Origin of the sequence: Kitasatospora sp. NPDC002040 (assembly GCF_040296785.1) — a bacterium.
In the GTDB taxonomy this organism is placed as follows: domain Bacteria; phylum Actinomycetota; class Actinomycetes; order Streptomycetales; family Streptomycetaceae; genus Kitasatospora.
Genome location: NZ_JBEOXV010000015.1, coordinates 21,969 through 45,008, shown reverse-complemented (window position 1 = coordinate 45,008; position 23,040 = coordinate 21,969). Strand labels below are relative to the sequence as shown.

General features: G+C 72.5%; 16 protein-coding genes, 1 tRNA gene and 1 pseudogene. 4 read left to right on the top strand and 14 right to left on the bottom strand.

Annotated features, from left to right (window positions below):
• Positions 1-16: 16 nt before the first annotated feature.
• From ABT118_RS26080 to ABT118_RS26060, 5 genes are all read right to left on the bottom strand, one after another.
• Entirely contained in the window at positions 17-775 is a 759-nt protein-coding gene (locus tag ABT118_RS26080; RefSeq protein ID WP_350673589.1) for a hypothetical protein, read from the bottom strand.
• A 67-nt stretch (positions 776-842) separates the two neighbouring features.
• Complete coding sequence (locus ABT118_RS26075; protein WP_350673587.1) at positions 843-2,282, bottom strand: GH1 family beta-glucosidase; 1,440 nt, start codon at positions 2,280-2,282, stop codon at positions 843-845.
• 42 nt (positions 2,283-2,324) lie between these two features.
• The gene (locus tag ABT118_RS26070; protein ID WP_350673582.1) at positions 2,325-3,239 is read right to left on the bottom strand and encodes a carbohydrate ABC transporter permease; all 915 of its coding nucleotides are present in this window, start codon (positions 3,237-3,239) and stop codon (positions 2,325-2,327) included.
• Between the two features lie 3 nt (positions 3,240-3,242).
• A complete protein-coding gene (locus ABT118_RS26065; protein ID WP_350673570.1) occupies positions 3,243-4,181 on the bottom strand; it encodes a carbohydrate ABC transporter permease in 939 nt (312 codons plus the stop codon).
• Positions 4,182-4,333: 152 nt separating this feature from the next.
• Positions 4,334-5,650 carry an ABC transporter substrate-binding protein gene (locus ABT118_RS26060; RefSeq protein ID WP_350673566.1) on the bottom strand — a complete coding sequence of 439 codons (1,317 nt, stop codon included), beginning with the start codon at positions 5,648-5,650 and terminating at the stop codon, positions 4,334-4,336.
• Positions 5,651-5,993: 343 nt separating this feature from the next.
• Here ABT118_RS26060 and ABT118_RS26055 point away from each other — a divergent pair, with 343 nt between their 5' ends.
• Positions 5,994-7,139 carry a LacI family DNA-binding transcriptional regulator gene (locus ABT118_RS26055; protein ID WP_350673561.1) on the top strand — a complete coding sequence of 382 codons (1,146 nt, stop codon included), beginning with the start codon at positions 5,994-5,996 and terminating at the stop codon, positions 7,137-7,139.
• Between the two features lie 123 nt (positions 7,140-7,262).
• Here the strand turns inward: ABT118_RS26055 and ABT118_RS26050 are convergent, their stop codons facing one another.
• From ABT118_RS26050 to ABT118_RS26035, 4 genes are all read right to left on the bottom strand, one after another.
• Positions 7,263-7,709: a DUF4442 domain-containing protein gene (locus ABT118_RS26050; protein ID WP_350673557.1), complete on the bottom strand. Its 447-nt coding sequence runs from the start codon at positions 7,707-7,709 to the stop codon at positions 7,263-7,265.
• 145 nt (positions 7,710-7,854) lie between these two features.
• Positions 7,855-7,930, bottom strand: a tRNA-His gene (locus ABT118_RS26045).
• A 127-nt stretch (positions 7,931-8,057) separates the two neighbouring features.
• Positions 8,058-8,660 carry an oligoribonuclease gene (gene orn, locus ABT118_RS26040; RefSeq protein ID WP_350673554.1) on the bottom strand — a complete coding sequence of 201 codons (603 nt, stop codon included), beginning with the start codon at positions 8,658-8,660 and terminating at the stop codon, positions 8,058-8,060.
• A 4-nt stretch (positions 8,661-8,664) separates the two neighbouring features.
• Entirely contained in the window at positions 8,665-10,221 is a 1,557-nt protein-coding gene (locus ABT118_RS26035; RefSeq protein WP_350673552.1) for a helix-turn-helix domain-containing protein, read from the bottom strand.
• 809 nt (positions 10,222-11,030) lie between these two features.
• On the opposite strand from ABT118_RS26035, the gene ABT118_RS26030 reads away from it, so the two are divergent.
• Positions 11,031-11,822, top strand: coding sequence for a GNAT family N-acetyltransferase (locus ABT118_RS26030; RefSeq protein WP_350673548.1), 792 nt, complete (start codon positions 11,031-11,033; stop codon positions 11,820-11,822).
• Here ABT118_RS26030 and ABT118_RS26025 read toward each other — a convergent pair.
• Entirely contained in the window at positions 11,803-12,642 is an 840-nt protein-coding gene (locus ABT118_RS26025) for an HAD family hydrolase (RefSeq protein ID WP_350673544.1), read from the bottom strand. The two genes, ABT118_RS26030 and ABT118_RS26025, sit on opposite strands and share 20 nt — an antisense overlap.
• Positions 12,643-13,477: 835 nt before the next feature.
• On the opposite strand from ABT118_RS26025, the pseudogene ABT118_RS26020 reads away from it, so the two are divergent.
• A pseudogene (locus ABT118_RS26020) lies at positions 13,478-13,909 on the top strand (universal stress protein); the annotation flags it as partial.
• A gap of 1,864 nt (positions 13,910-15,773) precedes the next feature.
• Complete coding sequence (locus tag ABT118_RS26015; RefSeq protein ID WP_350673540.1) at positions 15,774-16,547, top strand: bestrophin-like domain; 774 nt, start codon at positions 15,774-15,776, stop codon at positions 16,545-16,547.
• 70 nt (positions 16,548-16,617) lie between these two features.
• Here ABT118_RS26015 and ABT118_RS26010 read toward each other — a convergent pair whose 3' ends face one another.
• The 4 genes from ABT118_RS26010 to ABT118_RS25995 all read right to left on the bottom strand — a co-directional run bounded on the left by ABT118_RS26010 (position 16,618) and on the right by ABT118_RS25995 (position 22,919).
• A complete protein-coding gene (locus ABT118_RS26010; RefSeq protein WP_350673538.1) occupies positions 16,618-17,808 on the bottom strand; it encodes an acyl-CoA dehydrogenase family protein in 1,191 nt (396 codons plus the stop codon).
• A gap of 84 nt (positions 17,809-17,892) precedes the next feature.
• On the bottom strand, positions 17,893-18,891 hold the full coding sequence (locus ABT118_RS26005; RefSeq protein ID WP_350673535.1) for a hydroxymethylglutaryl-CoA lyase: 999 nt from the start codon (positions 18,889-18,891) through the stop codon (positions 17,893-17,895).
• The gene (locus tag ABT118_RS26000) at positions 18,888-21,086 is read right to left on the bottom strand and encodes an acetyl/propionyl/methylcrotonyl-CoA carboxylase subunit alpha (protein WP_350673531.1); all 2,199 of its coding nucleotides are present in this window, start codon (positions 21,084-21,086) and stop codon (positions 18,888-18,890) included. The genes ABT118_RS26005 and ABT118_RS26000 overlap by 4 nt, the downstream gene beginning before the upstream one ends.
• Positions 21,087-21,233: 147 nt before the next feature.
• Positions 21,234-22,919: a carboxyl transferase domain-containing protein gene (locus tag ABT118_RS25995; RefSeq protein ID WP_350673527.1), complete on the bottom strand. Its 1,686-nt coding sequence runs from the start codon at positions 22,917-22,919 to the stop codon at positions 21,234-21,236.
• Between the last annotated feature and the right edge of the window lie 121 nt (positions 22,920-23,040).

Genomic DNA, 23,040 nt, shown 5'->3' with positions numbered 1-23,040 from the left:
CCGCGCCCGCCCGGGGTCAGTGCCCGCTGGGAAGGCCCCGGTGCTTGTACATGGCCGCACCGGTGAGCAGCAGTCCGGCGGCGATCGGCACCAGGACGGCGGTGAGCTTGCCCTCGGTCTCCACCGGTGCGGCGGCGGTCAGCGCCAGCCCCTCCTGGGCCTCCTCCCAACTGCCCTCCACCAGCCGGATCTCGGTGGGCGCTGCAGCGGCCCGGGCCAGGTCCGGCTCGGCGGTGGTGACCGCCGCCGCCCGCTCGACCACCGCCGGGTGCCGCGCGGTGGTGGCGACCACGGGGGCCCCGCCCTCCGGCGTCTCCGGCCCCGGGCCGGAGCGCGAGGCCCGGGGCGCGCCGTCCCCCCGGGGCTGCGGCGGTACGGCGGGCAGCAGGACGGCCGCGATCGCGAAGGCGTCCGGCACCGTGGTGGCCTGCCCGGGGAGCGGCAGTCCGTCACTCTTGATCCGGTCCTGCAGGGCCCGCGCCACCGAGGCGGTCTGCTGCTCCAGCACCGGGACCGCCGCCCCGGTGAGCTGCCCCAACAGGGCGGGCGCGTCCGCCTGGTTGACCAGGTCGGTGACGGCCGGGCCCTCACTGGCGTACGCGTTGGTCACGCCGAGGCCGAGGCCCCAGACGTGGGCGAGCACCGCGCCGCCGGCCGCGAGCGTCCGGGCCCGGGGCCGGGGCAGTCGCCCCCTGGCCGGTGCCGGACGTTCGCGGCACTGCTCGTCGCCGCCCGGGCCCTCGACTCGCGGCTGGGCCGCGTGATTTGCTCGCACGACAACAGAGAACGACCGGCCCGGCAGTCAGGTCACGCGCATCGGCGTTCGGGTCGCGCACCCGTCGTCACGGCTGCGCGGGCAGGGTTCCGGTACGGATCACCTCGGCGTACCAATGGGCGCTGGCCTTGGGGGTGCGGGCCAGTGTGGTGTAGTCGACGTGCACCGCACCGAAGCGCTTGCCGTAGCCGTACGCCCACTCGAAGTTGTCCAGCAGCGACCAGAGGTAGTACCCGCGCACGTCGGCCCCGGCCTCGACGGCGCGGGCCACGGCGGCCAGGTGGCCGTGCAGGTAGGCGATCCGGTCCTGGTCGTCCACCGTGCCGTCGGGGCCGACGGTGTCCTCGAAGGCCGCGCCGTTCTCGGTGACCAGCATCGGCAGGCCGGGGTGGGCCCGGTGCACGTCGAGCAGCAGGTCGGTCAGGCCGGTCGGGTCGATCGGCCAGTCCATCGCGGTGCGTTCGCCGGGGGCGAGGTGGAACGCGACGTCCTCCGCGCCCGGCCAGGGGGTCTGGCTGCCGCCGCCGTGGCCGTCGTGGCGGGGGAGGTCCTTGGCGTTCTCGGTGCTCGAAACCACGGTCGGGGTGTAGTAGTTGATCCCGAGCAGGTCGATCGGCCGACTGATCTCGGCCAGGTCGCCGGGCTGGACCAGGGCGTCCCAGTCGACCAGCCGCTCGGTGTCGGCGAGCAGGTCAGCGGGGTAACTGCCGTTCAGCATCGGGCCGGTGAAGACCCGGTTGCCGACGGCGTCGATCCGGCGGGCGGCCTCCAGGTCGGCCGGGTCCCCGGTCAGCGGCCGGATCTGGTGCAGGTTCAGCGAGACGGCGAGCTGGGCGGTGCCCGGCAGGGCGGCGCGGAGTGCGCCGATGGCCAGGCCGTGGCCGAGGTTGAGGTGGTGGGCGGCCTTGAGCGCGTCGGCCGGGTTGGTCCGCCCCGGGGCGTGCACGCCGGAGCCGTAGCCGAGGAAGGCGCTGCACCAGGGCTCGTTGAGGGTGGTCCAGGTGCCGATCCGGTCGCCGAGCGCCTCGGCGGCCAGGGCGGCGTAGTCGGCGAACCGGTGGGCCGTGTCGCGGGCCGGCCAGCCGCCGAGCTCCTCCAGGTGCTGGGGCAGGTCCCAGTGGTAGAGGGTGGCGACCGGGGTGATGCCGTGGGCCAGCAGCTCGTCGGTGAGGGCCCGGTAGAAGTCCAGGCCGCGCTCGACCGCCGGGCCGCGCCCGGTGGGCTGGATCCGCGGCCAGGAGAGCGAGAACCGGTAGGAGGTCAGCCCGAGCTCGGCCATCAGCCGGACGTCCTCGCGGAACCGGTGGTAGTGGTCGACGGCGATGTCCCCGGTGTCGCCGCCGACCACCTTGCCCGGGGTGTGGCTGAAGGTGTCCCAGATCGAGGGGGTGCGGCCACCGACCGTGGCGGCGCCCTCGATCTGGTACGCGGCGGTGGCGGCGCCCCAGGCGAAGCCGGGCGGGAAGGCCGGGCCGGTGCTGATGGTGCTCGGTTCGGTCACGGTCATTGCGGGAGCGCTCCCATGATAAGTGTGGACGCTGACGTCGGATCAGCTCTTGACGGCACCGGCGGTGATGCCGCCGACGATGTGCTTGCCGAGCACGGCGAAGATCAGCAGCAGCGGCAGGGTGCCGACCAGTGCGCCGGTCATGATGACCGCCTGGTTGATGTCGTACGCGCTGCCGCCGCCGATCGCGGAGAGTGCGACCTGCACGGTCGGGTTCTGCTGGGTGAGCACCACGAAGGGCCAGAAGAAGTCGTTCCAGGACTGCACGAAGACCAGCATGCCCAGTACCGCCATGGCGGGGCGGGCGATCGGGAACACCACGTGCCAGACGATCCGCAGGCTGTGCGCACCGTCCACCCGGGCGGCCTCGATCAGCTCCACCGGCAGTGCCTCGGCCAGGAACTGCCGCATGAAGAACACCCCGAAGGCCGCCACCAGCGAGGGCAGGATGACCGACTGGAGCTGGTTGCCCCACTCCAGGTCGGTGATGATCTGGTACAGCGGGATGACGCTCAGCTGGGGCGGGATGGTCATGGTCGCCACCACCAGGGTGAGCAGGATGTTCCGCCCCCGGAACGGGAGTTTGGCGAAGGCGAAGCCGGCCAGGGTGGAGAACATCACGGTGGAGACCGCCACCAGCCCGGCCACGATGGTCGAGTTGAGCAGCGCCTGCCCCATCGCGGCCTGGTTCCAGACGGTGGAGATGTTGGTCCACAGCTCCCCGCCGGGCAGCAGCGGCGGCGGTGACTGGGCCACCCGGTCACCGGTGTGACTGGCCGCCACGAAGGTCCAGTAGAGCGGGAAGAGCGAGACCACCGCGGCCAGGCCGAGCAGCAGGTAGGTGACCGGGCCGGCCTTGTCGTGGTCGCCGGCCCCGGCCCGGAACCGCCGTCGGGCGACCGGGGGAGCGGTGCTGCCCGGGGCCTCGGCCGGACGGGGCGTCGTCAGGGTGCTCATGGCTCAGGCTCCCAGCTTGGCGTTGTTGCGGCGGGCGATCAGCAGGTTGATCGCACCGATCAGGAGCAGGAGCAGCAGCATCGTCCACGCCACTGCCGAGGCACGGCCCAACTGGCCGCTGGGCCAGCCGAGTTCGTACAGGTAGAGGCTCAGGGTCTGGTACTGGTGCGCGGAGCCGCCGCTCACCCCGACCCCGCCGCCGAACAGCATCGGCTCGCCGAACAGCTGGGTGGCGCCGATGGTCGAGACGATGATGGTGAACAGGATGGTCGGCCGGATCGACGGGATGGTGATCCGGGTGAACTGCTGCCAGCGCGAGGCACCGTCCAGACTGGCCGCCTCGTACAGGTCCTTCGGCACGGCCTGCATCGCGGCCAGGTAGATCAGCGCGTTGTAGCCGGTCCAACGCCAGGTCACGATCGAGGAGATGGCGATCTGGGAGGGCCAGGTGTCGGCGAACCAGTCGGTCCGCTCGACGCCCACCGCGGAGAGCGCCCAGTTGATCATCCCGTAGTCCGGGTTGTAGAGCTGGACGAACACCAGGGTGGCCGCGGCGATCGAGGTCGCGTACGGGGCGAGCACCGCCACCCGGAAGAAACCCCGGGCGCGCAGGCGGTAGTTGAGCAGATGGGCCAGGCCGAGGGCCATCAGCAGCTGCGGGACGGTGGAGATCACCCCGATGGTGAAGGTGTTCCGCAGTGCGGTCCAGAACTGCTCGCTCCCCCAGAGCCGGGTGTAGTTGCCCAGCCCGCGCCACTCCATGACGTCCGGGGTGAGCAGGTCGACCCGGTGCAGGGACAGCCAGCCCGTCCACACCAGCGGGATCAGCCCGAAGGCGGCGAAGCAGAGGAAGAAGGGGGCGATGTAGACGTAGGGCGAGGCCTTCAGGTCGAGGCGGTACAGGCGCGAACGCCAACTGGCGGGCGGGGCTGGGGTGGCCACGGGGTGTCCTCCCGGGTAGCTGCTGATGGTGCCGCCCGGCCGATGGGCGTCGGACCCCGGCCGGGCGGCGGTGCTGGGGCGGGCGGTTCTGGGGTGAGCGGGGCGGGGCGGTGGCCGGGCGGCGCTGCGGCCGCCCGGCCCGGTGGGTGGCGTCAGCCGTTGACCTTGTCGTCGATGCCCTTGAGCACGTTCTCCCAGGCCTTGGCCGGGTCGGTGCCGTGCTCCTCGATGTCGAGGATGCCGTTGTCGGTGATGATGGTCTTGGCCGTGCCGTCGTTCGGGCCGATCTTCGCGGGCTTGATCGAACCGGCCGCGGCCGCGTAGATCTGGCCGGTCGGGGTGTCACCGAAGTAGTCCAGCTTGGCCGACTGCACCGCGGGCAGCTGGAGGCCGGCCGAGGTCGAGGGCAGGTTGCCGACCTTGGTGAAGACCTTGGCCTGCTGCTCCGGCGCGGTCAGCCAGGCGGCCAGTGCGGCGGCCTCCTTGGTGTGCTTGCCGGCCTTCGGGACGGTCAGGAAGGCGCCGCCCCAGTTGGCCGCGACCGGCGGCTTGGCGATGTCCCACTTGCCCTTGCCGGCCTCGCCGGACTGCTTGCTGACGATGCCGGTCATCCAGGACGGGCAGACCACGGTGGCGAACTTCGCGTTGGCGAAGGCGGCCTCCCACGGCTTCTGGAACTGCCGCAGACCGGCGCTGACCTTGGCCTGTGCGGCGGCGACCGAGAGGTCCCAGGCCTTCTTGACGGTCGGGCTGTCCTTGACGTTGAGCTTGCCCGAGGCGTCGGAGTACTGCTGGGTGTCGCTGGAGATCACGGCGTTGAACAGACCGCTGGCCGAGTCGGTGAAGAAGGTGTCGGCCGGGGCCTTGGCCTGGTAGGCCTTGCCGGTCTCGACGAACTTGTTCCAGTCGCCGGCCCAGAGCGCGCCGACCGCCTCCCGGTCGGTCGGCAGGCCGGCCTGCTGGAACAGGTCCTTGCGGTAGCAGACGGCCATCGGGCCGATGTCCGTGCCGAGGCCGATCAGTTCGCCCTTGGCGGTGGTGGCCTGCTCGGACTTCCAGGGCAGCCAGGCGCCCGCGCTGATCCCGTCGGTCTTGCCGAGGTCGACGAACTTGTCGCCCAACTTGCTGGTGGCCTGGGCGATGTAGCCCACCTCGACCGCCTGGATGTCGGTCAGGCCGCTGCCCGCCGCCAGGTGGGTGGTCAGCGCGTCCCAGTACTTCTGGCCGTCCTGGGCGGTCTCGGCCTTGACGGTGATGTTCGGGTGGGCCGCCATGTACTCCGTGTAGAGCCCGGCCTCCTGGTAGCCGAAGGTGCCGAAGTCGCCGACGGTCAGGGTGATCTTCTCGTCGCTCTTGGGGGCGGCGGTGCCGCCGCTGCTGGAGCAACCGGTCAGCAGGAGCGCGGTGGCGGCAGCCGTGGCGGTGGCGACGGCGGCTGCTCTGCGGGGGCGGGTGGTGCTGCGGCGCATGGCGATCTCCTCGGTCCAGGGTGGGGCAGGGGTGCTGTGTGCGCGGTGATTGGCCAGTAGAGTGTGGGAGCGCTCCCACGAAGGCATGCCGGAAGGTTGCTGGTTCGCGGGGGTGAGTGTCAAGAGCAGAAGTCGGAACCGTTGCCGGAGTGTGTCCTGGCCGGTCGGTCCCGAACGCCGGAGCCGGGGCTGGAGCCGGGGCCGGAGCGGCGTCCGTACCGGCGTCCGTACCGGGCCCGGTGGAGGTCCGTTCGGGGAGCTCGGCACCGGAGCGGCCGGTCCGCGCCGGAACCGGCCACAATGAGCAGCGACGACCATGACCAGTAGTCCCATGAGGTGAGCGATGAGCCAGACCGCACAGCGCCCGACGGGGCCCCAGGGCGAACCCGGCAGCGGCCGGGGGCAGGCCACCGCCCGGCCGGGCTCGGGCTCCGGGCCGGGACCGGGGTCGGGCCCCGGGTCGGCCCGGCCGGCCTCGGCGTCGGCCCGGCCGACCCTGGAGGAGGTGGCCGCACTCGCGGGCGTCGGGCGCGGGACGGTCTCCCGGGTGGTGAACGGCTCGCCCCGGGTGAGCGAGAAGGCACGCGAGGCGGTGAACGCCGCGATCGCCGAGTTGGGCTACGTCCCCAACCGGGCCGCCCGCACCCTGGTCACCTCGCGCACCGACTCGATCGCCCTGGTCGTCCCCGAGGCGGAGACCCGGCTGTTCTCCGAGCCGTACTTCTCCGACATCATCAGCGGCGTCTCCGCCGAGCTGGCCGAGACCGACATGCAGCTGCTGCTGATCCTGGTGCGGAACCAGCGTGAGCGGGAGCGACTTTCGGCCTATCTGACCGCCCAGCGGGTGGACGGCGTACTGCTGGTGTCGGTGCATCAGGACGACCCGCTGCCGAGCCTGCTGGAGAGCCTGGAGATCCCCTCGGTACTGGCGGGGCGGCGGGGGGACCTGGAGCCGCTGAGCTACGTCCACGCGGACAACGCGGGCGGTGCCCGGATGGCCGTCCGGCACCTGCTGCGGCGCGGCTGCCGCCAGGTCGCGACCATCACCGGGCCGCTCGACATGGAGGGCGCCCGGGCGCGGCTGGCCGGGTACCGGCAGGCGCTGGAGGAGGCCGGGATGCCGTACCTGGAGGACCTGGTGGGGCCGGCCGACTTCACCGAGGAGGGCGGGAAGCTGGCGATGCGCGAACTGCTGGAGCGCCGGCCCGCGGTGGACGCGGTGTTCTGCGCCTCGGACGTGATGGCGGCGGGGGCGATGCAGGTGCTCAGGGCCGCCGGGCGGCGGGTGCCGGACGACGTGGCCGTGATCGGCTTCGACGACTCGATCGTGGCCCGGCACACCGAGCCGGCCATGACCAGCGTCCGGCAGCCGATCGAGGAGATGGGGCGGACGATGGCCCGGTTGCTGCTGGAGGAGATCGCCGAGCAGGGGCGGGCGCGGCGGCAGGTGGTGCTGGCCACCGAGCTGGTGGTGCGGGACTCGGCCTGAGGCGGGTCGACCTGAGGCGGGCGGGTGGCCTGAAGCGGGTGGCCGACCGGGGTGGGTGTCGTCCGGCCGGGCCGGTGGCGGGTGGGGAGGCGTTCGGTCGGCTCCCCACCCGGTGGCCGGGCGTCAGGAGTTGGGGCGCAGGGTCCAGGTGATGGTCATCACGCCCGTGACGTCGCCGTCGGCGCGGGTGATGTCGACCGTGACGGTGAACTCCGGGCGCTCGCCCTTGTCCAGCTCGGCGACCACGTCGGCGGCGGGGCGCCCCAGGGTCGCGGTCGCGGTGACCACGCCCTTGGCCAGCTTCTTGTACTCGATCTCCGCCTTCACGGCGAGCGGCACGGCGCGGTGCATCTGGTCGCCGAACGCGGCGATCACGATGCAGCCGCTGGCCGACTCGGCCAGGGTGAACATCGCTCCGGCGTGCGGGCCGCCGACGTGGTTGTGGTAGGCGGGCTGGTCCGGCAGGCGGAGGACGGCGCGCTCGGGACTGGTCTCCAGGTACTCGAGGTTGAGGGTGTGTGCCATCGGCACCGTGGAGTCGAGCAGCTGGCCAATCGAAGGTGTGGTCATGGCAGCGATGTTACTAGTGGGTAGTTTGCAGGGGTAGTGCCTGGCCGCCGCGGTGTCCGCGGTGTCGTGGACGGGGCGGATCGGGGCGGGAACGCAGAAACGCCTTGAGGGCCTGATCTTCAAGAGATCAGGCCCTCAAGGCTGTTGGGGTGAGTAACGGGACTCGAACCCGCGGCCACCTGGACCACAACCAGGTGCTCTACCAACTGAGCTATACCCACCATCTGTCGGTGCGTTCCCGCTCCGACAGGAAGAACTCTACAGGATGGGAGCGGGTGCTCGCGCCAGGGTTTCGATGACCGGAGGGAAGGGACAGCTGGTCGGGCGGTGCGGCGAGGTGCGGTTCGGTCAGCCGGTCGGCAGCTGGTGCTTGGCCGCGATGGTGCGGGCCGTTTCGGTGTCCGGCCCGGGCTGGGCGACGAACACCGCCTCGCGGTAGTAGCGGAGTTCGGCGATACTCTCCCGGATGTCGGCCAGGGCGCGGTGGCTGCCGCCCTTCTGCGGGCTGTTGTAGTAGGCGCGCGGGAACCAGCGGCGGGCCAGCTCCTTGATCGAGGAGACGTCCACGATCCGGTAGTGCAGGTGGCTCTCGAGCGCGGGCATGTCCCGGGAGAGGAAGCCGCGGTCGGTGGCCACCGAGTTGCCGCAGAGCGGCGTCTTGCCGGGCTCGGCGGCGTGCTCGCGGATGTAGGCGAGCACCCGCGCCTCGGCCTCGGCCAGCGTGACGCCGCTCTCCAGCTCGTCGAGCAGGCCGGAGGAGGTGTGCATCTGGCGCACCACGTCCGGCATGGTTTCCAGGGATGCGGCGGGCGGCCGGATGATGACGTCCACGCCCTCCCCGAGGATGTTCAGTTCGGAGTCGGTCACCAGAGCGGCGACCTCGACCAGGGCATCCCGGCCGAGGTCGAGCCCCGTCATTTCACAGTCGATCCATACCAGGCGGTCATTCACGCCCTCACCCTACGGCGCGATCACGAGAGCCGGACAGTTGTCGGCCCGAAGGCCCGCCCGCTGTGTCGCCGGAGCCGGAGGCTGAACCGGGGGCGGAACCGGCGGCCGTGGGTTCGCCACCGCCTGCCGCATCGGTGGTTGCGCCGGCGCTGGACTGGCCGGGGCGGGACGCGGACACCGGTGCCCCGTCCGGACGGTGGCCCTGGCCCGGCTCACGGGCCGTCGGTTGGCCGTAGCCCTCCTCGGTGGCGGCGGCGTGGGCGTGCTCGACGGCGCGCTCGGCACTGCTGCCGTGGTTGCCGCTGCCCGGGATGGGGCCGCTGCCGTGGCCGCCGGTGTGGCCCGGGTGCCCGGGGTGGGCGCCGCGCACCGCCTGGCGGGGTGCGGCACCGGACTGGGCGGGCACCAGCGGGCGGCCCGGACCGGCCGTCAGATGCGTCGCGCCACCGGGAGTGCCGGTCGGCCGGTCGGCGGGGTGCGCCTGGGCGGGCACGGTCGGGTTCGCCCCGATGGGCAGCGCCGGGCCGGGGGTCGGCTGCGGTGCCGGGCGCCGCGAACGGTAGCCGGTCCGGTACGCGGCGGGGGACACCCCGAGCTGGCGGCGGAAGTGGCCGCGCAGCGCGACCGGGGAGCGGAAGCCGCAGCGGCGCGCGACATCGTCCACCGAGAGCTCGGACGCCTCCAGCAACCGCTGGGCCTGGAGCACCCGTTGGGTGATCAGCCACTGCAGCGGAGCACTGCCGGTGAGGGTGCGGAACCGCCGGTCGAAGGTGCGGCGGCTCATGTAGGCGCGGGCGGCCAGGACCTCGACGTCGAACTGCTGGTTGAGGTTCTCCAGGGCCCAGGTCACGACCTCGGCGAGCGGGTCGTTGCCGATCTCCTCCGGTAAAGACTGATCGATGTACTGGGCCTGCCCGCCGCCGCTGCGGCGGCTGGGCACCACGAGCCGGCGGGCGAGCGCGTTGGCCGCCTCGGCGCCGTGGTCGCTGCGGACCACGTGCAGGCAGAGGTCGATGCCCGCGGCGGTCCCGGCGGAGGTGAGTACGTCGCCGTCGTCGACGAAGAGCTCGCGCGGGTCCACGTGGACCTTGGGGTACCGCTTGGCCAGGGTCGGCGCGTACATCCAGTGCGTGGTGGCCGGGCGGCCGTCCAGCAGGCCGGCGGCGGCGAGGACGAAGGCCCCGGTGCAGAGCCCGATGATCCGGGCCCCCTCGTGGTGCGCCTTGCGGAGGGCGGCGATCGCCTCCGGCGGGGGCGGCTGCGAGATCGAGCGCCAGGCCGGGACGACGATGGTGCCGGCCCGGGAGAGCGCCTCCAGGCCGTACGGCGCGGTGAGGGTGAGCCCGCCGGTGGTGGCCAGCGGGCCGTCCTCGCCCGCACAGACCAGCAGGCGGTAGCGGGGCACGCCGGCGTCCTGGCGGTCGACGCCGAAGACCGAGAGCGGGATCGAGCTCTCGAAGATGGGGGCGCCGCCGAAGATCAGCACGGCCACCGTCTCGCGGCGGCGCCGGCCGGAGAGCTTGCGCGGCGCGGCGGCGTGGCCGGTCTGGGCGGAGTTCACCGGGACGGTGCCGGTCTGGGCGGGGAGGGTCGCCGTGGCCGTGCCGCCGAACTGGCTCTGGGTCAGATGGCTTCCACCGCTGCCGTTCTGACTGGCCGCCAGCCCGGTGGCGACGGAAATCTGGCGCCTGGGTGCGGAGTTGGCCGGCTGATGGCCACCGGAGACTGCGCCCTGGGCTCCGCCGGAGAGTCCGGGCTGGTGTCCGGACTGAGGGCCGGTCGGGTAACCGAGCTGTGGGGCGGAGGGGTGGCTCTGGTGCTGGTGTGGCTGATGGGGCGCGTTGTCTCTCGGGGCGCGGTTCGTGAAGCCGGCCGACGACTGGCCGCCGTCAGGACCCGTGTCGCTCCTGCTCACCCTGCTCAAGGCGCTCCAGCCCCCTCGGTGGTGTGTGTGGTGGTGCCGTGGTGCCGTGTGCCGAACTGCTCGCCGTACTCGCCGAATCGCCCGGCAGATCGCCCTTGTGCGCCAAGATCGAATCTACTGGGTGGACCGTCGCCGTTGTGACAAGTTCACCATCCGACGCTATGTCGACATGGCAATTTGGCGTGATGCATTCGATCACGAAGCGTGGCAGCCGTCGACCCCCCTGTGAAGAGGGCCGGAGGATCGATGGCTGGTTGCCGCACGACCCACCTGCCGGTCGCACGGGAGAACGCGGTGTGCCGAACGCCCTGGGCTGCGACTTTGCCGAACCGGACGGGCCGGTAGTGAGATTGACCGAAAACAGCCGGTCCGCGCAAGGGGCGCTCGCGGTAAAAGTGCGCGCCGCCGTGCGCCCTCCGGAGACGGCGGCTGGTTAGGGTCGGGGCATGACGAACCCCGGTCGGCTCGAACAGGCCAACGACAACGCGGCGGCCTTCTGGTCCGCCCAGGCCCGGGTGCACGGCTGGGAGTCCGTCCGCCGCCCGGGGTTCACCGCGGTCCGGTGCGCGCGGGACGCTGCGGACGCCCACCGGATCGTGGTGACCCGCCCGTACGGGCCGGAGGGCGCGGGGTCGCTGCTGGCCGAGCTGGCCCGGCTGCGGGAGGAGTGGGCCACCCAGCAGTTCGTCCTGGAGGACCCGTACGGCGGGATCGAGCTCGCGGGCGAGGGCCGTGAGTCGACCCTGGGCATGGCGGTGATGGTGCGCGAGCCCGACGCACCGCTGACGGCGGGCGCGGGGTCGTGGTCGGGTGCGCGAGTGCGCTCGCTGGGGGACCGGGGCGTCGAGGTGCACGAGGTGCGCGACGTGAGTGAACTGGTGCTCCTGGAAAGGGTGGTGGTGGACGGCTTTCCGGTCACCGCCGACCAGACGCGGCAGCAGGGCGCGCTGCTCCCGGCCGGCCTGCTCGCGGAGCCCGGCTACCGGGCCTGGCTGGGCCGGGTCGACGGCGAACCGGCAGCCGCGTGCATGACGTACGACAACGTGGAGACGGTGGGCGTCTACTGGGTGGCAGTGCTGCCCGAGTACCGGTCGAACGGGCTTGGCCGGGCCGTGGTCACGGCGGCCTTGGCGGCGCAGCCCGGCAGGGTGACCACGCTGGTGGCCACCCTGCTCGGCGAACCGCTCTACCGGCGGCTGGGTTTCGTGGAGCGGGGCGTCACGCGCTGGTGGAGGTAGCGGCGACGCCGGCGCCTGCGGCGGTGATGCCGGGCCCCGTGGCGGTGCCCGACGAGACGGCGGTGAGCCGGGCGAAGGGGGAGACGCGCTTCGGCGCGGCAGCGCTGCCGGCGGCTGTGGTGGCGGTACTGCTCACGGGGCGGCGGGGGCTCGGGGCGGAACGGGCGGAGAGGATCAGGCCGACGGCCTCCGGGATTCCGGCCGCACTGAGGGTGGGCCGGTAGCCGTGCTCGGCCCAGGGGCGGTCGTGGTGCAGCCAGACGCTGCGCAGTCCGGTCAGCTCGGCGCCGGCGATGTCGGCCGGGGCGTGGTCGCCGACCATCCAGGTGTGGGCGGCCCAGTCACCGACCGGCGGGACTCCACAGCGCTGGGCGGCGATCTCGAAGATCTGTGGATCGGGCTTGAGACATCGGGCCTCTTCGGAGATCACCCAGCCGTCGACCAGGGAACTGAGCCCGGCCCGACGGATCTTCTCCAACTGGGGCCGGGTGCCGCCGTTGCTGACGATGCCCAGGGACCAGCCGGCCGAGCGGGCGGTGTTGAGTGCCTTGACGTGCGAGCTGGGGCAGTGGATGTGGGAGTTGATGCCGCGCCGGTAGTGGGCGAGCAGGAAGTCCATCGACCGGTCGAGCCCGTAGCGGCGCTTGGCCGCCCCGAGTACGGTGCTGCGCGGGACGTAGCCGCCGCCGTCGATGGTGGTGAACCACCCGAGGTCCCCGGCCGGTAGGTGGTGTTCGGCCAGGAAGTCCAGCGCCCAGGCGCGGAACGCTGCGTCTCTGGGCAGCAGGGTGTTGTCGAGGTCGAACAGGAGCAGCGGCATGCGATGCATGCTGCCAGTGGTCCGGCGTATGCAGCAGGCAATTGCCCGGTCGCGTTCCGTAGCGGACCGAAATGGCCGGAAGCGAATGCTCGGTCGAACACCGGGGTTTGGAACGGCGGCGGACTGGTGCGGACCGGGGCGTGCAGACGGGCGCGCATATATAGGGGACAGGAACCGACAGACCGCCCGGTTCGCAGGGCAACCGGACGATGACAGTCGGGTCACGTTGTGTGGCGGCACTGTTGCGTCGGGGGGCTTCCTCGGCGAAGCTCCAGGGAACCTTCTCGTCGGGCGGCGCACGGCCTCAGCAGAGGGGCGCGAAAGCCCCGGCGCGCGCATCCTCCGTTAGGCGGGATCGTTGCCGTTTCGGGGCTCCGCAGCTGGGCGGGACCCTGAGCCCGTCGTACTCTGAGAGGAACAGGTCACATTCGGTGGTGCTCGGCAGAGACCGACTCGGTGTCGGGGGTGGGCCTGTTGCCCGGGCATCCGTGCCCCTTCCTGTCGGCCCATCTCACTCGAAGAGCTTTGAGCCATGGTCGGTTTTGAGCCTCCCCGATCCGCTGCCGACGACGATGCAGTCGGCACCAGGACGGTGGATGAGTTGTCGCCCGGTCTCCCCGGCCCCCGGCGTTCGGTGGCCGTCTTCGTCCGCGAGGTCGTCGGTCGTGGCTGGCCCCGACCGCGCCAGCGGCGGGCCGGGCATCGGGGTGAGGGGACGGGGGAGGGCCTGATGACGGACGGAATGATCGCGGACGGCTCGGGGGCGGGCTCGGGAGCCGCCGGCGCCCGAGCGGGGCGGAGCGGCGAACCCGCACTCCAGGAGCAGGCCGCACGCGCCTGCGACCCGGTGTTCCAGCACGGTGTGGTGGTCGGCTTCGACGGCTCCCTCTCCAGCGAGCGGGCGCTCGCCTACGCGGTGGGCATGGCCCGCCGCTCGCACTGCGGACTGGTCATCGTGCACGTGGCGAACCGGCTGCCCGCCACGGTCTGGGCCGGCTGCGAGCCGCCGGTGTTCGTCGACATGCCCGACCACCGGACCGAGCTCCTCGGCCTGGAGCTGGCCTGTGCGGACTACCTCGCCGGCGTGCCGTGGATCCTGGTCGAGCGGGGTGGGGACATCTGCCACGAGATCGAGGAGGTCGGCCGCGAGTACGCCGCCGACGCGATCGTGGTCGGCAGTACGCACGGACTGCTCGGCAAGCTCTTCGGCTCGGTCTCCGGCCGCCTGGCCCGCCGCGCGAACCGGCCGGTCATCGTCATTCCCTGACCGATGCCGTGGCGGCATCGGGCGGACGTTGGTGCGTGTTCGCACGGTCGGCCGGTCGGGCCGGGCCGGTCGAAACCCGGTGGGCTGTTCGAGTCATCTTGGTAGCTGATGGGACGTCAGGGTGCTCGATGAACGGGTGAATCGGGCAAGCATGACAAGGTGATCATTCGACTGCGGGCCGAAACCGGCGACCCCTGCGGCCGTGCTGCGCTCCGGCGCTGGTGCGGCCGTCTCGTGGTCGGGTGCGTGGTGCTCGTAGTCGGAGTAGGTGGAGGTGCGGGTGGGGCCGCCTGGGCTGCCGGGGCCCAGCGCGGCGGGGAGGCGCGGGACGCGCTGCGCCTGAGTGTCCGTACCAATGCCACGGAGGGCACTGCGGTCCGGGTGCGGGCGGGCGAAGAGGTGATGCGGAGCTACCGGATCGTCAATCGGGCCGAGTACGGACTGAGTGCCGTGATCGCCGATCAGCAGGTGCCGGGTGGGTCGGGCCAGTGCGGTCGGGGCGGACAGGTCGTGGTGCCGCCGTTGGGCACGGTGGAGTGCAGCGTCAGGTTCGTGGCGGCAGTGGGCCAGCAGGATGCGCTGGTGACGGTGGAGGGTGCGGCGCCGGACGGCCTCCCCAAGGCGGTGGCGACGGCCCGGGCCGGATACCGCGGAGTGGCGTCGGGGATGGCGCTGCGGGCGGTCGGACGGCCTTCCGGGGCCGGCGTGGCGGGCGGGGGCAGGCGGGGGATGGCGGCCCGGGCAGTGGGAGCCGTCGAACTCCGTTACCAGGTCGAGGCGTTGGGTGATGTTCCGGTCGGCGGGATGAAGGTGCTGTCCGGGCTGCCGGGGGTCGGCTCGGTCTCCTGTACGGGTCTCTCCGCACAGGGGCAGCTGGTGCCGGGACAGCCGGCCGAGTGCCTCCTCAGCGGATCGGCTCTCCCCGGGCCGCAGGCGGGGGTTGTGCGGGGTGAGGGATACGCGGACGACGGTGCGGTCGGCGAGGACGGCCGGCAACTGGCCGCTCGCCGACTGACGGCGGAGGCGCCCGGTGGATATGACGGGGTGTCGGGAGGTCAGAGCGGAGGCCAGGGCGGCGACAGCGGCAGTGGTAGTAGCGGCAGCAGTGGTGGAGCCGGGCAGGGGGGAACGGGCTCCGGCGGCGGTGGATCGGCGGGCGGGGCAGCGGGCGGTGGAGCCGGGGCGGGTGGCGCATCGGCGGGAACCGGCAGTGGTGGCGCGAGCGCAGGAACAGGAGCAGGAGCAGGAGCAGGTGTAGGTGCGGGCAGTAGTCAGGCGGGTGGCGGTCAGGCCGCTGTGAGTGCGGACAGTCTGACGGCAACTCAGGTTGTCGGCGGGTTGGTCGTTCCGTACCGCCCCGGTGTCGGACCTGCGCCTGGGCTGGGCAGTCCTTTCCGAGCGTTGGTGGGTGAGCAGGGACCATCCGGTGTCGGCCGCCCGGGCGCCGATGCACTCGGCGGAGTGGCGGCTGCGGGCGGAGCCGGGGCTGGGGCGGGGGCCGGGAGCGGCGTTGCGGGGCCGGGCGGGCCCCTGGGGTCAGGAGCAGGAGCAGGAGCAGGAGCGGATCCGGGCCAGCCCTTGGCCGCCGACGTGCAGGGCGCGGACGCCGAGCCGGCCCCGGACGACAGCGCTCCGTGGGAGTTGGACGAAGTGATGGTGCTTCTGCTCGCCATGCTGCTCCCGGTGCTGTGTGCGCTGGCGGCGGCTTTCGCCAGCCGGGGACGGGGCAGGTCGGGCTGAGTCACCTGAGGGCGGGGGCGAGGGCGGGGCAGGCGGGCGGGGCAGGCAGGCGGAGCAGGACACCGAGCAGGGCGAGCGGCCGCGCCGACCGGAGACGGGTGGTTCGGAGGAAGACTGGCAGCGGATGTGGACGATCGGCTTTTTCTGTCTGATGGGCGCCGTGCTGGCGCTGCTCTTCGGGGTGCTCTTCGGGCGCACCCAGCGCTCCCGGGAGGGGAGCACCTCTCCGCAGGCGCTGGCCTTCGCGGGCGCGACGGTGCTCGGGTTCTTCGCCCTCTTCACGGGCTTCAGCGTGGCCGGGGCATGGCAGCAGCTCAACTCCGCCCGGCAGCAGACGTATGCGGAGAGCCGGGCGCTGACGGAGGTGTACTGGGGGGCCAAGGGGCTCCCGGACTCGGACCGTGCCGTGGTGCGGCTGAAGGTCCGGGAGTACACCCAGGACGTGGTCGGTGACGAGTGGGCACAGATGGAGAAGGGGCACGGCAGCACGGCGGCCTGGCAGGCACTGGACCAGGTCCGGGTGGCGGTGGACGAGGCACGGGTGGGTACGTCGGCGGAGGTCACGGTCAAGAACGACGTGATGCGGAACCTGACCGACGCCTACGCCAGGCGCAACACCCGCCTGGCCGACGTCAGGGCGGTGGTACCGGAGGTCGTGCTGGGCGGGTTGTTCGTAGGGGCGGTCTTCGTGGTGGCGACACCGCCGGTGATCGGGCTCACCGCCAATGCGCGGAACCTGGTGCTGATGGGCTTCCTGGGAGCGTGCGTGGCGTTCGGCGTGAGCCTGGTGGTGGAACTGAGCGGTCCGTACACGGGGTTGGTGCGGCTGCAGCCGACGGCGTTCGAACTGGCCCAGGTCCGCTACGACCAGATCGACACCGGGGTGAGCAGCAGCTGACGGTCACTCCGGGGGCTTCCCCGATGGTCAGGTCCGGGCGGTGCGCACCGCCCGGACCGACGACCCGGCGTCAGACGTTGACGCCCAACTCGCGGGCGATGAGCATCCGCTGGACCTCGGAGGTGCCCTCTCCGATCTCCAGGATCTTGCAGTCGCGCCAGAACCGGGCGACCGGGAACTCGTTCATGAAGCCGTAGCCGCCGTGGATCTGGGTGGCCTCGCGGGCGTTGTCGACGGCGGCCTCGGAGGAGAACAGCTTGGCGATCGCGGCCTCCTTCTTGAAGGGCTCGGCATGCAGCAGCCGGGAGGCGGCGTCCCGCCAGGCCAGGCGGGAGGTGTGTGCGCGCATCTCCATGTCGGCGAGCTTGAACTGGATGACCTGGTTGGCGCCGATCGTCCGCCCGAAGGCGCGGCGGGTGCCGGCGTAGCTGACTGACTGGTCGACACATCCCTGGGCCAGGCCGGTGGCCAGGGCTGCGATGGCGATGCGACCCTCGTCGAGGATGCGCAGGAACTGGGCGTAGCCGCGGCCCTGGGTGCCGAGCAGGTTGGCCGCGGGGACTCGGCAATCGGTGAAGGAGAGCTCTCGGGTGTCGGAGGCGTTCCACCCGACCTTGGAGTATTTCTTCGAGACCGTGAAACCAGTGGTACCAGTGGGCACGATGATGGAGGAGATTTCCCGGCTTGGCGAGGGACTGGAGCCGTCTTCACTCGAACGAGCGATCGGTTCGGTCAGTGCGGTCACCGTCACCAGACCGGTCATCTCGGTCCCGGAGTTGGTGATGAAGCACTTGGTGCCGTTGATCACCCACTCGTCGGTGGCCTCGTCGTACCGGGCCGTGGTCCTGGTCGCGCCCGCGTCCGAACCGCCCTCCGGCTCGGTCAGACCGAAGGCGCCGAGCAGTTCGCCCGAGGTCAGCCGCGGCAGCCACTCCCGCTTCTGCTCCTCCGTCCCGAACCGGTAGATCGGCATCGCGCCCAGCGAGACCGCGGCCTCCAGGGTGATCGCGACCGAGGAGTCGACCCGGGCCAGCTCCTCCAGGGCCAGGCCGAGCGCGAAGTAGTCGCCGCCCATGCCGCCGTACTCCTCGGGGAAGGGCAGGCCGAACAGGCCCATCTGCCCCATCTCACGGACGATCTCGTACGGGAACTCGTTCTGCTCGTAGTAGTCACCGATCTTCGGGGCGACCACGTCGTTGGCGAACTGCTCGACGGTGCGCCGAAGTTCCTCGTACTCACTGTCCAAGCGGTGATCGAGCATGGTGATCCTCCTGGATCGGGGCGGCGGCGGAGCCGCTGGATGAGGGTGGTGCGGACGCCGGGCCCGTGGCCCGGCGAAGACGGTTCAGGCCGGGCGGCCGGCCAGCGCCTGGACGGCCCGGGACGGGCTGGGGCGGCCGAGCTGTCCGGCCATCCAGGCACTGGTGGTGACCAGCGCGCGCAGGTCGACGCCGGTCTCGATGCCGAGGCCGTGCAGCATCCAGACCAGGTCCTCGGTGGCCAGGTTGCCGGTGGCGCTCTTGGCGTAGGGACAGCCGCCCAGTCCGCCGGCCGAGGCGTCGACCGTGGTGACGCCGGAGCGCAGTGCGGCCAGGGTGTTGGCGAGTGCCTGGCCGTAGGTGTCGTGGAAGTGGACGGCGAGCCGCGACATCGGGACGCCGGCCCGGGCGAAGGCCTGGAGCAGCGCGGTGACCTGGCCGGGAGTGGCCACGCCGATGGTGTCGCCGAGGCTGAGTTCGGTGCAGCCGAGCTCCAGCAGCCGTACCCCGAAGCCGACCACCTGGGGGATCGGGACCGGCCCCTCCCAGGGGTCGCCGAAGCACATCGACAGGTAGCCGCGGGTCGGCACGCCGGCCTCCTCGGCCCGTTCGACCACCGGCTTGAACATCTCCAGGGCCTCGCCCGCCGTGCGGTTGAGGTTCCGGCGCGCGAAGGTCTCGGTCGCGCTGGCGAAGACCGCGATGTCGGTGGCGTGGTGGGCGAGCGCGCGGTCCAGGCCGCGCTCGTTCGGCACCAGCACCGGTAGCCGCAGCCCCGGGTGCCGGCCGGGCAGCTCGGTCAGCCGGGGCATCAGCTCCTCGGCGTCCGCCAACTGCGGGACCCACTTGGGGTGGACGAAGCTGGTGGCCTCCACCGTGCGCAGTCCGGTGGCGGCGAGCCGGGCGATGAACTCGGCCTTCACGGTCACCGGAACGAGTGAACTCTCGTTCTGGAGACCGTCACGCGGCCCGACCTCGTGGATACTGACCCGGCTGGGAAGACCGGGGTCCGGTACGGGGACGGGCAGGCCCAGTTCGAGCGCGTCGGGCTCGTGGGTGGCGGGCGTTCCGGCGGACTCGGTCATGACGCAGCTCCGGTGGACTCCTCGTCGGTGCCTTCGGCGGGCTCCACCACGACCAGCAGTTCGTCCATCGCGACGGTCGCCCCGGCGGCGGCCCGCAGCTCGCTGACGGTGCCGTCGTGCGGGGCGGTGATCACGTGCTCCATCTTCATCGCCTCCAGAACCAACAGGGCCTGGCCGCGGCGGACCTGCTCGCCGAGCGCGGCCTTGATGACGGTCACGGTGCCGGGCATCGGTGCGGTCAGGCCGCCGCTGTGGGCGCCCGCCGCACCGGCCCGGTCGACGACCGGGTCGTACGGGTGGACGGCCCAGGCGTCGCCGTCCTGACCGAGCCACTGGGTCGGGCCGAGGCCGCCGCCGGCTCCGTTGTCAGTGGTGTGTGCAAAGGTCGTCCGCAGGCCGTCGACGGTGAGGTGCAGCCGTCCCGGAGTCAGGGCGGCCCGGGCGAGCCGGGGTTGGCCGGCCTCGCCGATCTGGATCTCGAACGCGGGCCCGCTGTCCGACGGGGTGTCGACGGCTGCGGGTCGGACCAGGACGGTGACCGGGTCGTGCCCCGGGAGCCGCAGCCGGTGGGTGGTCCAGGCGGTGCCGCCGCCCAGCCGCCAGCCGGACGGCACCGAGAACGGGTCGGTCCAGCCGTCGGAGGCGGCGGCCGGGGCCAGGCCCAACTGCCGCGCCAGCGCCGCCGCGTAGTACAGGCTCTCGGCCGGGGCTGCGCCGCCGGTCTCCGACCGGTCGCGCAGCAGGGGGGAGGCCAGCACCTCGGGCGTGTGCTCGACGGTGCGCTCGACCAACCCGGTGTCGAGCCGGCCGGCCACCACGTCGGGGTGGGCGAGCAGCCGCCGGAGGAAGCCGGCGTTGGTGGTGACACCGAGCACCCGGGTCTCCGCCAGGGCGGCCCGCAGACGGCGGAGCGCCGTCGGGCGGTCCGGCCCGTACGCGATCACCTTGGCCAGCATCGGGTCGTAGAGGCTGCCGACCTCGGAGCCCGCCTGGATGCCGGAGTCGACCCGGATGCCCTCGCCGGTCGGCTCGTCCAGCAGCAGGATCCGTCCACCGGTGGGCAGGAAGTCGCGCTCCGGGTCCTCGGCGCAGATCCGGGCCTCGATCGCGTGGCCCAGGAAGGAGATGTCCGACTGATCGAACGTCAACTGCTCACCGGCGGCGACCCGTAGCTGCCACTCCACCAGGTCGAGCCGCTCGGCGGCCGGGCCGTCGGTCCCTGTGGGCGCGGCGACGGCGACGGCGAGCTCGGTGACGGGGTGCTCCACCTGGAGGCGGGTGTTCATCTCCATGAAGAAGAAGTCCAGGACCCCGGCCGGGGTCGGCCCGGCCGGGTCGATGCCGGGCACGATGAACTCCACCGTCCCGGCTCCGGTGTAGCCGCAGGCCTCGGCCGCACGGACGGCCGCCAGCCCCATCGCCGCCCGGGTCTCCGGGTTCAGCAGGACGGAGGGTGCCTCTTCGATCAGCTTCTGGTGCCGCCGCTGCAGGCTGCACTCGCGCTCGCCGAGGTGCACCGTCCGGCCGTGGGCGTCGGCCAGGACCTGTACCTCGATGTGCCGGGGGCGGTCGACCCAGCGCTCCAGCAGCAGGGTGTCGTCGCCGAAGGCCGTCCGGGCGACCCGGCGGGCAGCGGCCAGCTCGCCGGCCAGCTCGGCCGGGTCGTGCACCAGCCGCATGCCCTTGCCGCCGCCACCGGCCGAGGGCTTGAGCAGCACGGGGTAGCCGATCTCGGCCGCGGCGGCGGTGAGTTCGGCATCGGTCGGGGATCCGCCCTGACTGCCGGGGACCACCGGCACCCCGGCCGCCCGGACCGCCTGTTTGGCGTTGATCTTGTCGCCCATCAGCTCCACCGCACCCGGCGGCGGGCCGATGAAGACCAGGCCGGCCTCGGCGCAGGCCCGGGCGAAGGCCGGGTTCTCGGCGAGGAAGCCGTACCCGGGGTGGACGGCCTGGGCCCCGCTGCGGCGGGCGGCGTCCAGCAGCAGGTCAGTGCGGAGGTAGGTCTCCGCCGCCGAGCTGTCGCTGCGCCCGGGCGGGCCGAGCCGGACGGCCAGGTCGGCCGCCCGGGTGTGCGGCGCGTCGGCGTCCGCATCGCTGAACACCGCGACCGAGCGCACGCCGAGACGGCGGAGGGTGTTGATCACCCGGACCGCGATCTCGCCTCGGTTGGCGACCAGAACTGTGTCGAACATGGGAGGTGTTCCTCCGAGTCGGAAGATCAGGAGAACAGCAGGGCGGGCTGATCGGTGATCAGCGGACGGGGCGTCAGTCCCGGTGCCGGACCCGACGCACGGAGAGCCACGTCGGACGTCTGGAGCCGGGAGCCGGGCGTCGGGACGTCACATCCGGAAGACCCCGTACGGCCGGGCCGGTGCCAGGGGGGCGTTGGCGCAGGCGGTGAGCGCGAGGCCGACCGCGGTGCGGGTGTCCAGCGGGTCGATCACGCCGTCGTCCCAGAGCCGGGCGGTCGCGTAGTAGGCGTTGCCCTGCCGCTCGTACTGCTCCCGGACGGGCCGCTTGAACTCCTCCTCGGCCTCCGTCGGCCAGTCCTCGCCCCGGGCGTCGAACTGGTCCCGGCGGACGGTGGCGAGCACCGAGGCGGCCTGCTCGCCGCCCATCACCGAGATCTTGGCGCCCGGCCACATCCACAGGAATCGGGGTGAGTACGCCCGGCCGCACATCGAGTAGTTCCCGGCGCCGTACGAGCCGCCGATCACCACCGTCAGCTTGGGCACCCGGGTGCAGGCCACCGCGGTGACCATCTTGGCGCCGTGCTTGGCGATGCCGCCGGCCTCGTACTGGCGCCCGACCATGAAGCCGGTGATGTTCTGCAGGAAGAGGAGGGGGATACCGCGCTGGTCGCACAGCTCGATGAAGTGCGCGCCCTTCATGGCCGACTCGGCGAACAGCACGCCGTTGTTGGCCACGATCCCGACCGGGTGGCCGTGGATCCGGGCGAAGCCGGTGACCAGGGTGGTGCCGTACTCGGCCTTGAACTCGGCGAACCGGCTGCCGTCGACCAGCCGGGCGATCACCTCGCGGACGTCGTAGGGCGTCCGCGGATCCACCGGCACCGCGCCGTACAGCCCGGCCGGGTCCACCGCGGGGGGCTCGACCGGCGCCAGCGGCCACGGCTTGGCGGGACGGGCGCCGAGCCCGGACACGATGGTCCGGACGATGGCGAGGGCGTGCGCGTCGTCCTCGGCCAGATGGTCCGTCACGCCCGAGGTGCGGGAGTGGAGTTCGCCGCCGCCCAGCTCCTCGGCGGTGACCACCTCACCGGTCGCGGCCTTCACCAGCGGGGGCCCGCCCAGGAAGATGGTGCCCTGGTTCCGGACGATCACCGCCTGGTCGCTCATGGCCGGGACGTACGCGCCGCCGGCCGTGCAGGAGCCGAGCACGGCCGCGATCTGCGGGATGCCCGCGGCGGAGAGCCTGGCCTGGTTGTAGAAGATCCGGCCGAAGTGGTCGCGGTCGGGGAAGACCTCGTCCTGCATCGGCAGGAAGGCGCCGCCGGAGTCGACCAGGTAGACGCAGGGCAGCTGGTTCTCCAGTGCCACCTCCTGCGCCCGGAGGTGCTTCTTGACCGTCATCGGGTAGTAGGTGCCGCCCTTGACGGTGGCGTCGTTGGCGACCACCACCACCTCGCGGCCGGCCACCCGGCCGATCCCGGCGATCACACCGGCCGCCGGGGCCGCCCCGTCGTAGAGGCCGTCCGCCGCGAGCGGGCTGAGCTCCAGGAAGGGGGAGCCGGGATCGAGCAGGGTGTCCACCCGGTCGCGCGGCAGCAGCTTCCCGCGGGCGGTGTGCCGGGCCCGGGCCTTGGCACCGCCGCCGAGGGCGGCTGCCGCGAGCTTCTCGCGGAGTTCGGCGACCAGGGCACGGTGCGCGGCGGTGTTCGCCCGGTACGCCTCCGAGCCGGGGTCGGCCGCGCTCTCCAACCGGGGCGCGGGCGCCGCAGCGGGGTCGACCGACAGCGGAACAGCAGTCGGACCGGTGAACGGGCCGACGGTGGAGATGGCCATCCCAAGAGCTCCCTTGCCCTCGGAGAGCGGACGGGCCGGGCGTCGAGCGGGTAGCCCGAGACCCGAATCCGCCCAAGGTTAATGAGCGTTAACTCGTGGACTCAGGTTAACCATCGATAAC